Raw genomic sequence first — 13624 nt, 5'->3', positions numbered from 1 at the left:
ACGTTCGAGAGGCTGACGGGTGCCCGTTCACCTCGATTTCGCCCGTCGGCCGCCCGCCTGCCGCCCGTACGTGCCAGTCTCCGGGCGCTGGGCAGTCACGGGCGGCAGGGAAGGGGCGCACGGGTCATGGAGAGCGGACCGGCGATCTTCGCAGGGGCGGTGTTCGCCCTGTTCGGGGGCGCGCTGCTGGTGTGGACCGGCATCCGGCTCCGGCGTGGTGAAGCTGTCGCCCAGGGTGTGAGTCAGGTCGCATCCGCGACCCTCGCGAGCGTCGCCGCGATGATCTCCCTGGGCCTTGCGGCGTACTGCCTGACCCGCCTGTGAAGGTGGCCTTCCGATAATCGGAGCGTCACGCTCCGGGCCGGGTCCGATGGACGACCGGGGACTCCGGGCGGCAGGAATGGCGGTAGTCGGGTTACCGTTCGAGTGGCCGTTGTGAGCTTTTCCCGTTTGACACGGGGGCGGGATGTACCGTCACACTCCGCAGCGTCACGAAGTGAGCGGGCTCCCCTGCCCGTGCCACGACCCCGGGAGCAAGGCCTGGGGAGGCCCCAGCGTCGACCGGAGAGAAGAGCGAAGTTGTCCCCGACCAGCGAGACCGCACAGGGCGGCCGCCGACTCGTCATCGTCGAGTCGCCCGCCAAGGCGAAGACGATCAAGGGCTATCTGGGCCCCGGATACGTCGTCGAAGCGAGCGTCGGGCACATCCGTGACCTTCCCAACGGCGCCGCGGAGGTGCCCGAGAAGTACACCGGCGAGGTCCGCCGCCTCGGCGTGGACGTCGAGCACGACTTCGAACCGATCTATGTGGTCAACGCCGACAAGCGGGCCCAGGTCAAGAAGCTCAAGGACCTGCTGAAGGACTCCGACGAGCTCTACCTCGCCACCGATGAGGACCGCGAGGGCGAGGCGATCGCCTGGCACCTCCAGGAGGTGCTCAAGCCCAAGGTCCCGGTCAAGCGGATGGTCTTCCACGAGATCACCAAGTCCGCGATCCAGGCCGCCGTGGCCAACCCGCGCCAGCTCAACCAGAAGCTCGTCGACGCCCAGGAGACCCGCCGCATCCTCGACCGCCTCTACGGCTACGAGGTCTCGCCGGTCCTGTGGAAGAAGGTCATGCCGCGCCTGTCGGCCGGCCGCGTCCAGTCCGTGGCGACCCGCCTCGTGGTGGAGCGGGAACGCGAGCGCATCGCGTTCCGTTCCGCGGAGTACTGGGACCTGACGGGCACCTTCGCAACCGGCCGCGCGGGCGATTCGTCGGACCCGTCGTCGCTGGTGGCCCGCCTCCAGGCCGTCGACGGCAGGCGCGTCGCCCAGGGCCGTGACTTCGACTCGGTCGGCCGGCTCAAGACCGCGAACACCCTCCACCTCGACGAGGCGAACGCCCGCGCCCTCGCCGCCGCCCTGGAGAACACCCGGTTCTCGGTCCGCTCGGTCGAGTCCAAGCCGTACCGCCGCTCGCCGTACGCCCCGTTCCGTACGACGACCCTCCAGCAGGAGGCCTCGCGCAAGCTCGGCTTCGGCGCGAAGGCCACCATGCAGGTGGCCCAGAAGCTGTACGAGAACGGCTACATCACGTACATGCGTACGGACTCCACGACGCTGAGCGACACCGCGATCGCGGCCGCCCGCGCCCAGGTCACGCAGCTGTACGGCGCCGACTACCTGCCCTCCGCCCCGCGGACGTACGCCACGAAGGTCAAGAACGCGCAGGAGGCGCACGAGGCGATCCGCCCCTCGGGTGATCGTTTCCGCACTCCCGCCGAGACCGGCCTGACCGGCGACCAGTTCAAGCTCTACGAACTGATCTGGAAGCGGACCGTCGCCTCCCAGATGAAGGACGCGACCGGCAACAGCGTGACCGTCAAGATCGGTGGCACCGCCGCCGACGGCCGGGACGCCGAGTTCAGCGCCTCCGGCAAGACGATCACCTTCCACGGCTTCCTCAAGGCCTACGTCGAGGGTGCCGACGACCCGAACGCCGAGCTGGACGACCGCGAGCGCCGGCTGCCCCAGGTCAGCGAGGGCGACGCGCTCAGCGCCGAGGAGATCACGGTCGACGGGCACGCCACCAAGCCCCCGGCCCGCTACACCGAGGCCTCGCTGGTCAAGGAGCTGGAAGAGCGCGAGATCGGCCGCCCGTCGACGTACGCCTCGATCATCGGCACGATCCTCGACCGGGGTTACGTGTTCAAGAAGGGGACGGCCCTGGTGCCCTCCTTCCTGAGCTTCGCCGTGGTCAACCTGCTGGAGAAGCACTTCGGCCGGCTGGTCGACTACGACTTCACGGCCAGGATGGAGGACGACCTCGACCGCATCGCCGCCGGTCAGGCCCAGGCCGTGCCGTGGCTGAAGCGCTTCTACTTCGGCGAGGGCGGCGAGGGCACGGCCACCGGGGGCGCGGCCGACGCCGGCAACGGCGACGGGGACCACCTCGGCGGCCTCAAGGAACTGGTGACCGACCTGGGCGCGATCGACGCGCGCGAGGTGTCGTCGTTCCCGGTGGGCAACGGCATCGTGCTGCGGGTCGGCCGCTACGGCCCGTACATCGAGCGCGGCGAGAAGGACTCCGAGGGCCACCAGCGGGCGGACGTGCCGGAGGACCTGGCCCCCGACGAGCTCTCCGTCGAGCTCGCGGAGGAGCTGCTCGCCAAGCCGAGCGGCGACTTCGAGCTGGGCGCCGACCCGCAGACCGGCCACCAGATCATCGCCCGTGACGGCCGCTACGGCCCCTACGTCACCGAGGTGCTGCCCGAGGGCACCCCGAAGACCGGCAAGAACGCCGTCAAGCCGCGCACGGCCTCGCTCTTCAAGTCCATGTCCCTGGACACGGTCACGCTGGAGGACGCGCTCAGGCTGATGTCGCTGCCGCGCGTCGTCGGCACCGACGCCGAGGGCCAGGAGATCACCGCGCAGAACGGGCGCTACGGGCCGTACCTGAAGAAGGGCACGGACTCGCGTTCGCTCACCTCCGAGGACCAGCTCTTCACGATCACCCTCGAAGAGGCGCTGCAGATCTACGCCCAGCCCAAGCAGCGCGGCCGGGCCGCCGCCAAGCCGCCGCTGAAGGAGCTGGGCACCGACCCGGTCAGCGAGAAGCCGGTCGTGGTCAAGGACGGCCGCTTCGGGCCGTACGTCACCGACGGGGAGACCAACGCGACGCTGCGCTCCGGCGACAGCGTCGAGACGATCACCCCGGAGCGCGGTTACGAGCTGCTCGCCGAGAAGCGGGCCAAGGCGCCCGCCAAGAAGACGGCGAAGAAGGCGCCCGCGAAGAAGACGGCGGCTGCCAAGAAGGCCGCGCCGGCGAAGAAGACGGCGGCCAAGAAGACCGCGGCGAAGAAGACGACGACCACGGCGAAGACGGCGGCCAAGAAGGCGACGGCCTCCCCGAGGGCGACCGCGGAGGACTGATCGCGGAGGACCGGCCGCGGAGGACTGATCGCAGAACCGATCGCAAGAGCCGATCGCGGGGCTGAGATGCCCTCAGTCCTCACATCGGCTTCGCATTGTGCACGCCCCGGCATCAACTTGGTGTCGGGGCGGGTGTACCTGTGGACGGTCGCGCCAGGCTGTCCTTGGCTGCCGATAGGCTGAAAGCATGACGCGAGCCGAGCAGCCAACGGCCCCCCAGACAGAACCTGACGACGCGCTGGTAGCGGATTCCCGCGAGCGCGCCGTCCGCTCTCTGCTGCGCCGACCAGAGCTGAGGCGGTTGTGGAGCGCCCAGCTGGTGAGCGGAATCGGCGACAGCCTGGCATTGCTGGTGCTTGTCGTGCTCACGCTCCAGGCGGCCGTCGCCCAGGGCTCCTTCGGCGGCGGCTACCGCGGCGCGGCGCTCGCGGTGACGATCGTCTTCGGGGTGCGCGTTCTCGCCACTCTGCTCTTCGGCGCCGTCCTGCTGGGCCCGCTCGCCGCACTGACCGCGCAGGACGGCCCGCTCGACCGCCGCTGGACCATGGTCGGTGCCGACGGCCTGCGCACCGTCCTGCTGATCATCGCGCCGCTGTGGATCGACTGGACGCCGGCGAACGCCCTGACGCTCGTCCTGGTGACGGCCTTCGTCACCGGAATCGCCGAGCGCCTGTGGACCGTCTGCCGGGAGAGCGCGGCCCCCGCGCTGCTGCCCGCCCCGCCCCCGGAGGGCGCGACGGTACGACCGCTGCCCGACCACCTGGACGCCCTGCGCCGTCTGTCGCTGCGGACGACGTTCCTGGCGATCCCGCTCGCGGCAGCCGCCCTGGTCCTCGCGTCGCTGATCAACAACCTGCTGGGCACCGGCATCGCCTGGTTCGCCCAGCACCAGGCGGCCCTCGGGTCGTACGTGGCCGCGGGCCTGTTCGCCGCGTCCCTCTCGGTGCTCGTCTACCTGGACGTGCCCGGCACCCGTACCCCGCGCGCGAGGTCGCCGCTGGAGGGCCTGCGCCGCCCCAGGACCGCCGCCGGCACCGACACCGGCCGTACCGGTGCCATCCCGCTCCTGGTGCTGGCCTGCGCCGCCGTCGCCGGGGCGATCTCCGCCGCGGTCGCCGTCTCCGTGCTGCACGCCAGGGACCTGGGCGGCGGCCCGGTGCTCTACGGCCTGCTCGTGCTCGCCCTGACCGGCGGGGTCGCCGTCGGCATCCGTACGGCGCCCTCGCTGCTCCCGACGCTCTCCCGCCGCCGCCTGCTGTTCCTGGCGATCGCCTTCACCGGCATCGCGCTGCTCGCCGCGGGCCTGGTCCCGGACGTCACCACCGTCCTGCTGATCGCCGCGCTGGCCGGCATCGGCGCGGGCGTGGCCGCCAACACCGGGCACATCCTGCTCGACCAGGAGACCGAGGACTTCCGCCGGGCGCGGACGACCGAGCACCTGCACGCGGTGGTCCGGGTCGCCATAGCGCTCGGCGCGCTGGTCGCCCCCCTGATGGCCGCGCTGATCGGACCGCACCGGCTGGAGAACGGCAAGTTCGTGTTCGCGCACGGCGGCGCCGCCTTCACGCTGATGCTGGTCGGCGCGCTGCTGCTGCCGGTGGCCGCCCTGGTGCTCGCGAAGGTCGACGACCGCTCGGGCGTACCGCTCCGCCACGACCTGCGGGACGCGGTGCTCGGCGGCGACGACCCGGCTCAGGTACCCGCGGCCAACGGTTTCTTCATCGCCCTGGAGGGCGGCGACGGCGCCGGTAAGTCCACCCAGGCCGAGGCCCTCGCGGAGTGGATCCGCGCCAAGGGCCACGAGGTGGTCCTCACCCGCGAGCCGGGCGCCACCCCGGTCGGCAAGCGGCTGCGCTCGATCCTCCTGGACGTCTCGTCCGCCGGCCTGTCGCACCGCGCGGAGGCGCTGCTGTACGCCGCCGACCGCGCGGAGCACGTCGACACCGTCGTCCGGCCCGCCCTGGAGCGTGGCGCGGTCGTCATCTCCGACCGGTACATCGACTCCTCCGTCGCCTACCAGGGCGCGGGCCGGGACCTGTCCCCGACCGAGGTCGCCCGCATCAACCGGTGGGCGACCGCCGGACTCGTCCCGCATCTGACCGTCCTGCTGGACGTGGAGCCCCAGACCGCCCGCGAGCGGTTCACCGAGGCGCCCGACCGGCTGGAGTCCGAGCCCGCAGAGTTCCACGCGCGCGTACGGGCTGGTTTCCTGACGCTGGCCGCCTCCGACCCCGGCCGCTACCTGGTGGTCGACGCCGGCCAGGAGCCCGAGTCGGTCACCACCGTCATCCGGGCCCGGCTCGACACCGTGCTGCCGCTGTCCGAGGCCGAGGTCAAGGCCGCCGAGGAGGCGCGCAGGAAGGCCGAGGAGGAGGCCCGCCGCAAGGCCGAGGAAGAGGCGGCCCGCAAGGCCGAGGAGGAGCGCCTGGAGCGCGAGCGGCAGGAGCAGCTCGCCAAGCTGCGCGCCGAGGAGGAGGAGCGCAAGCGCCGCGAGCTGGAGGAGGCGCAGCGCCGCGAGGCCGAACGGCAGGCGGAGGAGGCCCGGCTGCGGGCCGAGGAGGCGCGCAAGCGGGCCGAGGAGGAGCAGGCCCGGCTGCTCGCCGAGGAGAAGGCCCGCGCGGAGGCCGAGGCCCGCCGCAAGGCCGACGAGGAACGGCGCCGCAAGCAGGCCGAGGAAGAGGCCCGGCTGCACGCCGAGGCCGAGGAACGGCGCCTGGAGAAGCAGCGCAAGGCCGAGGAGGCCCTGCTCAGGGCCGAGGAGGCCCGGCGCGTCGCGGCTCAGGCGGCGGCAGCGGCCGACCTGGCCGCACGGCAGTCCACCGTCCGGCAGCCGACGGCTCCGGGGGTCACGCCGGAGGCGGCGACCATGCCGACGCCGGTGGTACGGCCTCAGGCCCGGGACGACGAGACGAAGGTGCTGCGCCCGGTGCGGGACGAGCAGCCGCCCGCTGCCCCGGAGTCCGACTCCGAGGTGACGGCCCAGCTGCCGCAGCCGCCGGTGCGGCCCGCGGGAGCGGCCGACGAGACGGCGGTGCTCCCCCCGGTGACGCCGGGCGCGGCCGACGAGACCGCGGTGCTGCCTGCCGTGGGCCCGGCCGACGAGACGGCCGTACTGCCTCCGGTGCCGTCCGGCGCGACCGACGAGACCGCGGTACTGCCTCCGGTGCGCGACGATGCCGGTGCTCCCACCGGCGCCCCGGCGGACCGGATGCCGTCCGGTTTCTTCCGGGACGAGCGGCCCGGCGGGAACCCCGACGGCTCCGATGACCGCACCCGCGAGCTGCCGCAGGTCGACGCCGACGGCCCGGCCCCGCGCCGGCGCCCCCGGCCCGACTGGGCCGAGGAGACCCCGCTGGACGACCTGCCGTCGCTGGCCGACGAGCTGCTGGGGTCGTACGAGGAGCCCGAGCACGACGACGAGCGGGGCCGCCGGGGCCGCGGTCGACGCGGCTGAGGTTCCCGCGCGGGGGCGGTGCCGGCCGGTGCCGCCCCCGCCCCGTTGTCAGTGGGCACCCGCACAATGGAGTCCGGACCACACAACCGGTGAGTTCCGGGCCACTGGGCGGATGGGCTCCGGACCACGGAGCGGGTGGGGATCCGGGCCATGGAACCGGCAGAGTCCGGACCCGTACGTATGACGAAAGGGCGGCGTGACCCATGAGCGTGTGGGACGACCTCGTCGGGCAGGAGCAGGTGAGTGAGGTGCTCACCGCCGCCGCCCGGGACGCCGACGCCCTCGTCACCGCCGCCGCGGCCGGCCAGCCGCCGCCGGAGTCGTCGAAGATGACCCACGCCTGGCTGTTCACCGGCCCGCCCGGCGCCGGCCGCCACCAGACGGCGCGGGCCTTCGCCGCCGCCCTCCAGTGCGTGAGCCCCGACCGCGCCCTGGGCGGCGTGCCCGGCTGCGGTTTCTGCGACGGCTGCCACACCGCCCTGGTCGGCACCCACGCGGACGTCACCACGGTCGCCGCCGTCGGCGCCGAGATCCTGGTCAAGGACATGCGCGACACGGTCCGCAAGTCGTACACGTCGCCGGCGACCGGCCGCTGGCAGATCATCCTGGTCGAGGACGCCGAGCGGCTGAACGAGAAATCGGCCAACGCCGTCCTCAAGGCCGTCGAGGAGCCCGCCCCCCGCACGGTCTGGCTGCTCTGCGCCCCCTCCCTGGAGGACGTGCTGCCCACGATCCGCTCCCGGTGCCGCCACCTGAACCTGCGCACGCCCTCGGTCGAGGCGGTCGCCGACATGCTCGTCCGGCGCGAGGGCATCGAGCCCCAGGTGGCCGCGGCTGCCGCCCGCGCCACCCAGGGACACGTCGACCGGGCCCGTCGGCTGGCCACCGACCCCGCCGCCCGCGAGCGCCGCGCGGCCGTACTGAAGCTGCCGCTGCGGCTGGACGAGATCGGCGCGTGCCTGAAGGCGGCCCAGGAGCTGGTGGACGCGGCGGCGGAGGACGCCAAGCAGCTCGCCGAGGAGACGGACGGCAAGGAGACCGAGGAGCTGAAGGCGGCCCTCGGCGCGGCCCAGGGCGGGCGGCTGCCGCGCGGCACGGCGGGCGTGATGAAGGACCTGGAGGACATGCAGAAACGCCGCCGCACCAGGACCCAGCGCGACAGCCTCGACGTCGCCCTCACCGACCTCACCGGCTTCTACCGCGACGTCCTCGCCCTGCAGCTGGGCTCCAGAGTCGCGATCGCCAACGAGGACGCCGAGGACGCCCTGGAGCGACTGGCCCGCGCCGGCTCGCCCGAGGCCACCCTGCGCCGGATCGAGGCGATCGCCGCCTGCAGGGAGGCCCTCGACCGCAATGTGGCGCCGCTGCTGGCGGTGGAGGCGATGACGATGGCGCTCAGAGCGGGCTGACGCCGACACCGCGGGGCCCGCGGGCGGGATGGGATGCACGGTGTTTTTTCTGCAAGGCGCATCGGCGCATGGCGTTTGGTGCACCGCGTTGACCGGGGTCACCCGTACGAGCCACAGACTTCACGCACGGCAAACAGATCATTTCTCGGCGTTACGCTCGATTGATGCATATCAGGCGAATCCACCGCCGGACCCCCATTGAGTCCTGGACCCGGCCCCGACAGCGGGCTCGGACCCGGACCATGGCGGCCGCCCTGCTCTCGGCGGCCGCCCTGCTCGCCTCCGCCTGCTCCTCCTCGGGAAGCGCGTCGACATCGGCCACGGTGGCCACGTCGGCCGGCGCCGCCGAGCTGGCCGCGCTGCCCCGCACGCCGCCGTCCGCGCTGGCGCCGTACTACGACCAGAAGCTCACCTGGCGCGAGTGCGGTGTCCCCGGATTCCAGTGCGCGACGATGCGGGCCCCGCTGGACTACGCCAGGCCCGTCGCGGGTGACGTCCGGCTGGCGGTCGCCCGGAAGAAGGCGACCGGCAAGGCGGAGCCGCCCGGTTCGCTGCTGGTCAACCCGGGCGGGCCGGGCGGCTCGGCGGTGGACTACCTCCAGCAGTACGCGGGCATCGGCTACCCCGCCGGGGTGCGGGCGCGTTACGACATGGTCGCCGTCGACCCGCGGGGAGTCGGCCGCAGCGAGCCGGTCCAGTGCCTGAACGGGCGGCAGATGGACGTGTTCACCGAGACCGACATGACCCCCGACGACCAGAAGGAGACGGACCGGCTGGTCGGCGAGTACAGGACGTTCGCGGAGGCCTGCGGGACGCACTCGGCGCAGCTGCTGCGCCATGTCTCCACCGTCGACTCGGCGCGGGACATGGACATCCTGCGGGCGGTGCTCGGCGACCCGAGGCTGAACTACGTGGGGGCGTCGTACGGCACCTTGCTCGGCGCCACCTACGCGGGCCTGTTCCCGCAGCGCGTCGGCCGGATGGTCCTGGACGGCGCGATGGACCCGTCCCTGTCCGCGCGCCGGCTGAACCTGGAGCAGACTGCGGGCTTCGAGACGGCGTTCCAGTCCTTCGCCAGGGACTGCGCGCGGCGCGCCGACTGCCCGCTCGGCGCCCAGGGCAGCACACCGACGCGGATCGCCGACACCCTCAGGACGTTCTTCCAGAAGATGGACGCGCACCCTGCCCCGACCGGTGACGCGGACGGCCGCAAGCTGACCGAGTCCCTCGCGACGACCGGCGTGATCGCGGCGATGTACGACAAGGCGGAGTGGGAGCAGTTGCGTGAGGCCCTGCACGCGGTGATCAAGGACAATGACGGTGCGGGTCTGCTCGTGCTCTCCGACAGCTACTACGAGCGGGACGCCGACGGCCGTTACTCGAACCTGATGTCCGCGAACGCCGCGGTGAACTGCCTGGACCTGCCGTCGGCCTTCGCCGGTCCCGAGCAGGTCGAGAAGGCCCTGCCCGAGTTCGAGAAGGCGTCCCCCGTGTTCGGCCCGAACCTGGCCTGGGCGTCGCTGAACTGCACGTACTGGCCGGTGCGGGCAGCGGGGGAGCCGCACCGGATCAAGGCGAAGGGCGCCGCCCCCATCGTCGTGGTCGGCACCACCCGCGACCCGGCGACCCCCTACCCGTGGGCCCAGTCCCTGGCCCGCCAGCTCTCCTCGGGCCGCCTCCTCACCTACGTCGGCGACGGCCACACCGCCTACGGCCGGGGCAGCGCCTGCATCGACTCGGCGATCGACACCTACCTTCTGAACGACACCCCTCCGGCACCGGGAAAGCGCTGCTCATAGCCCTGCCAACGGCCCCGGAGCCCGCCGCTCCGGGGCCTGTACGGAGCACCCCCCGAAACTGTGTAGACTTACCGACGTCGCTGATCGCACCATAGTGCGGGCGACATGCCGCTTTAGCTCAGATGGCCAGAGCAACGCACTCGTAATGCGTAGGTCTCGGGTTCGAATCCCGAAAGCGGCTCCACTGAAGACCAGGTCATGTAGCCCCTGACCTGGTCTTTTGTCATTCTCCCGCATGGATTCTGGTCTAAACCACTTGCCTGTCGGGCTTCGAAGTGGCCAGATGGGTCCCGATCTGGGTCCAGCGTGAGTCCGGCTTGTTGGCTTTTCATGTCTTTTTTCTTGTATGTTCGGCATGTGGTGATGAGGTCAAAGGAAGCTGAGGCCTTCGTGGGCGGCGTACATCTCGGGCAGCACTCGTCTAGTGACCCTGATCAGCCAAACGATTAGGGGACATCCAGCTTCCGGACGAGCTCGCCGACCTCCGCACGCCAGGCGCGGACCTGCTCGTAGGTGGGGCCGATCTCGTACTGGTGGTAGTGGCACCCGAGGCACAGGTGCGACCAGACGGCGCGGGTTCGCTGGGCAGTCTCGCCAGGGGTGTAGCAGCGCAGGCAGAGCATCTTGGCCCGCATGGTGGCGTGGGAGAGGCCCGGTACCGCCGCGTCGAGCACCCGGTCCACGCAGATTTCCAGGGCGGTTCTCAGGGCCAGTGAGGCTCCGCGGTGACGGCCGGCGGCTGTGGCACCGCCGAGGTCGCCGGAGAGCAGCCGGTCGGCCGTCAGCAGGAGGTCTTCGACGGATGCGGGGGAAGTTGAGGCTACGGACACGGAGGACGAGGATGTAGCAGAGGCATTCATCGGGCATTCCCCTCCGGCTTGCGCACCTTCTGCGCCAGAGCCTCGACGTCCTGGACGAAACGGCGCGGGTCGGTGATCTGCGCTCCTGCGGCGTGGGCTCCTCTCTGACACTGCTTGATGAGATATGCCGCCTGCGCTCCGTAGCGGGCTTTCACTTCCTCGTCGACGTCACGGATCCGTGTGACGTCGCCGAACAGGGCGAGCGCCGCGACCTTCGTGAACTTCTCGGCGTCGTCGACGGCGGTGTGCAGTTCCTGCTCAGGTCCGCCGGAGAGGTGGTGCTTGATCCACGCGGCTTCCAGGAAGGCGTTCTCCAGGGCGATACGGCACAGGCTGGGCAGCACATGGGTCCGGGCCGCAGGAGGCATATCCGGGGTACAGACGATGGCCATCGCGTCGGCGATCGCCTGCGCGACCGGGTCGGTCACTCGCTCGACCTTTACCCGCGAGGCCTTGCTCCGCTCGACCTGGAACACCGTCACCGGCAGCTCCTGGCTCGTGAACGCCCGCTGGAGCCGGGTGTCGTGGGTGAACACGACGACCTGTCGGTGCTTGCCGAGTTCGTGCAGGACCTGAGCGAGCCCGGTGACCTTGGCGGGGTCCATGGACTGCACCGGGTCGTCGATGATGACGAAACCGAACGGGCTGTCGGCCGTGACGGCACGGGGCAGGAACAGGGACAGCGCGAGGGAGTGCAGCTCGCCCTGGCTCATGACGCCCAGCGCCGAGGCGTCCTGGCCGTCGACGGAGACGTCCATGACGAGTTTGCGTACGGTGGCCTTCTCGCTGCCGCGCAGGCTCACACCGTTGAGGTCGATGTTGCTCTCCTGGCGAAGCTTCTCCCAGATACGCTGAGACTGTTCGGCGAAGCCCTCCATGCGCCGCTCCCGCAGCTCGCTGCTCAGCGCCTTGATCCAGGCACGGGCCCGCCGGATGTCTCTCAGCCGGGGAGCACTCTCCTTCGCGGCACGGGCCCGCTCCGCCCAGCCGGCCAGGCGGGTGACGAGCCAGCGCCAGCGTTCGTCCCGCTTCTCCAGCTCCCTCGTGGCGTTCTCTCTCACCGCGGCGCAAGCGTCAGCCAGCGTCCCGGCCGCCTCGTGGGCGCGTCTGACGAGTTCGCCCGGATCGCTGACCGTGCGGCAGGCGGTCCAGGCGTCCCACGGGTCGGTCAGCGCGGCCGGGATCCGCTGGGGCCTGTGCACGAGGTCCTGCAGGACTCGCACCGCCGACCGCAGTGCGCTGCGTGCGTCGTCGGCGGCCTTGGCTTCCTGCCGCAGTACGGCGATCTGCGCGGCGGCACGTGCGGCCCACTCCCCGTCCAGGGCGCGGTCCGTTCCGCAGACCGGGCAGGACCCCGCGTCGGGGTGCCGGTCGTTGTGGGCCAGAGCCCTGGCGAGGAGGTCGGCGCGCTGGTGAGCGTCCTCGGCGCTCGTGCCGCGCACGTCCTCGGCATCGGCGAGGGCCTTGCGCAGCCCGGCCACCGCGGCGGAGACCTGCTCCATGTCGGGGCCCTGCACGGCGGCCGCGGCCCGCAGCTCGGCGAGAAGACCCTCGTCGGTGTCGGCGGGCAGTCCCGCGACCAGGGCATCGACCGTGTCGAAGTCCGGGCTGCCCGGGGTGTCGATGGCCAGGAGGGCGTGCACCGCGCGCTCGTCGTCCTCCAGCGCGTACAGGGCTTCCACGAGTTCCGGGACTTCGGCCTTCGCCGCCTTCGCCGCGTCGTCGAGTACCTTCTCCTCCGCCCGAAGCCGGCTGTCCGCTGCGCTGAGATGCCGCAGGCCGAGGATCGTGGCGATGGCGTCGTACATCTCGGAGGGCTTGCCGCTGATCATGCGGTCGAGATCGACATACGACAGAAAGGGCCGGTAGTCCTCCATGGCCTGCTTCCAGGCCACCTGGTCGAGAGAGACGCGTCCGTGTCCGGGCCTCTTGAACTCCGCCCGGGAGCCGTCGAAGTCCTCGCTCTCCCACGTACGGGTGAGCGTGCTGCGGCCGGTGTCGCCCTCGATGGCGAGCTTGACCTCGATCTCCGGCCTGGCACCATCCTCAAGGTGGAGGTTGCGCCAGTTGCTGCTGCGCGACGCGTGCAGCCCGTGCCAGCGCATGTTCGTGCCGGTGAACGCGGTCTCGATGCCCTCGGCGATGCTGGACTTGCCGGACCCGTTGCGGCCCACCACGAGGTTCACGCCTGGCCGGGGGCTGAGGTTCAGCCAGGTGCGGGGACCGATGCCGCGAAATCCGGTGACGGCGACGGAGGCCAGGTAGATCCGGCCGACGGAGGACGGCCCTTCGACTTCCCCCTCGCCCAGAGCATCCTTCAGGAGCACCTTCACCGGCTCGCTGAGGACCGCCTCCGCGAGGCGGACCTTCACCAGTTCGGTTACGGGCGTGGACGGGGCGGCCTGGTTCGGCTCGGTGGAATCGTGCGCGATCTGCTGGGGCTGTTCCGTCTCGGTCATGAGGTGCTCCGGGGTGGGCGCGGGAAGGCGTGGAAGAGCCCGAGGGCCGGGCCGCGGGCGAGGCAGGTCCACCGCATGCCCGGCCGGCAGCGGAGAGAAGGGCGGCCCGGGGTCATCGGTGATCGGTGCGTGCGCCGGTGGCTTACAGCGTGGCCAGGCGCGGAGGTTCGGTGCGTGGGGCGGCACCGCGCACGAAGTGCGGGCCGAGCTCGGCGAGGGGGTCGGCGGC

At 71.7% G+C, this 13624-nt stretch carries 7 protein-coding genes and 1 tRNA gene; 6 read left to right on the top strand and 2 right to left on the bottom strand.

All coding sequences use genetic code 11. From position 1 onward, the window contains the following. Positions 1-126 precede the first annotated feature (126 nt). The 6 genes from LQ326_RS25575 (at position 127) to LQ326_RS25550 (ending at position 10260) form a co-directional block, all read left to right on the top strand. A complete protein-coding gene (locus LQ326_RS25575; RefSeq protein WP_234540070.1) occupies positions 127-324 on the top strand; it encodes a hypothetical protein in 198 nt (65 codons plus the stop codon). Positions 325-579: 255 nt separating this feature from the next. After that, entirely contained in the window at positions 580-3414 is a 2835-nt protein-coding gene (topA, locus tag LQ326_RS25570; RefSeq protein WP_234540069.1) for a type I DNA topoisomerase, read from the top strand. 187 nt (positions 3415-3601) lie between these two features. Beyond that, positions 3602-6868 carry a dTMP kinase gene (tmk, locus tag LQ326_RS25565; RefSeq protein WP_234540067.1) on the top strand — a complete coding sequence of 1089 codons (3267 nt, stop codon included), beginning with the start codon at positions 3602-3604 and terminating at the stop codon, positions 6866-6868. Positions 6869-7071: 203 nt separating this feature from the next. Further along, positions 7072-8277, top strand: a complete 1206-nt coding sequence (locus LQ326_RS25560) for a DNA polymerase III subunit delta' (RefSeq protein WP_234540065.1) — start codon at positions 7072-7074, stop codon at positions 8275-8277. Positions 8278-8441: 164 nt separating this feature from the next. Further along, positions 8442-10076 carry an alpha/beta hydrolase gene (locus tag LQ326_RS25555; RefSeq protein WP_372496949.1) on the top strand — a complete coding sequence of 545 codons (1635 nt, stop codon included), beginning with the start codon at positions 8442-8444 and terminating at the stop codon, positions 10074-10076. A gap of 107 nt (positions 10077-10183) precedes the next feature. Then, positions 10184-10260 (top strand) — tRNA-Thr (locus LQ326_RS25550). A 262-nt stretch (positions 10261-10522) separates the two neighbouring features. Here LQ326_RS25550 and LQ326_RS25545 read toward each other — a convergent pair. Both LQ326_RS25545 and LQ326_RS25540 read right to left on the bottom strand, forming a co-directional pair. Next, positions 10523-10906 carry a hypothetical protein gene (locus tag LQ326_RS25545; protein ID WP_234540064.1) on the bottom strand — a complete coding sequence of 128 codons (384 nt, stop codon included), beginning with the start codon at positions 10904-10906 and terminating at the stop codon, positions 10523-10525. A gap of 26 nt (positions 10907-10932) precedes the next feature. Then, complete coding sequence (locus tag LQ326_RS25540) at positions 10933-13395, bottom strand: ATP-binding protein (protein WP_234540062.1); 2463 nt, start codon at positions 13393-13395, stop codon at positions 10933-10935. Positions 13396-13624: the final 229 nt, after the last annotated feature.

This window comes from Streptomyces shenzhenensis (assembly GCF_021462265.1).
GTDB lineage: Bacteria > Actinomycetota > Actinomycetes > Streptomycetales > Streptomycetaceae > Streptomyces > Streptomyces shenzhenensis.
Note: the sequence above shows the minus strand (reverse complement) of the source record. Positions and strands in the feature narration are given on the sequence as shown.

Coding starts and splice junctions, on each gene's coding strand:
- LQ326_RS25540 (WP_234540062.1), bottom strand. CDS start 13,395: ATGACCGAGACGGAACAGCCCCAGCAGATCGCGCACGATTCCACCGAG.
- tmk (WP_234540067.1), top strand. CDS start 3,602: ATGACGCGAGCCGAGCAGCCAACGGCCCCCCAGACAGAACCTGACGAC.
- LQ326_RS25575 (WP_234540070.1), top strand. CDS start 127: ATGGAGAGCGGACCGGCGATCTTCGCAGGGGCGGTGTTCGCCCTGTTC.
- LQ326_RS25555 (WP_372496949.1), top strand. CDS start 8,442: ATGCATATCAGGCGAATCCACCGCCGGACCCCCATTGAGTCCTGGACC.
- LQ326_RS25560 (WP_234540065.1), top strand. CDS start 7,072: ATGAGCGTGTGGGACGACCTCGTCGGGCAGGAGCAGGTGAGTGAGGTG.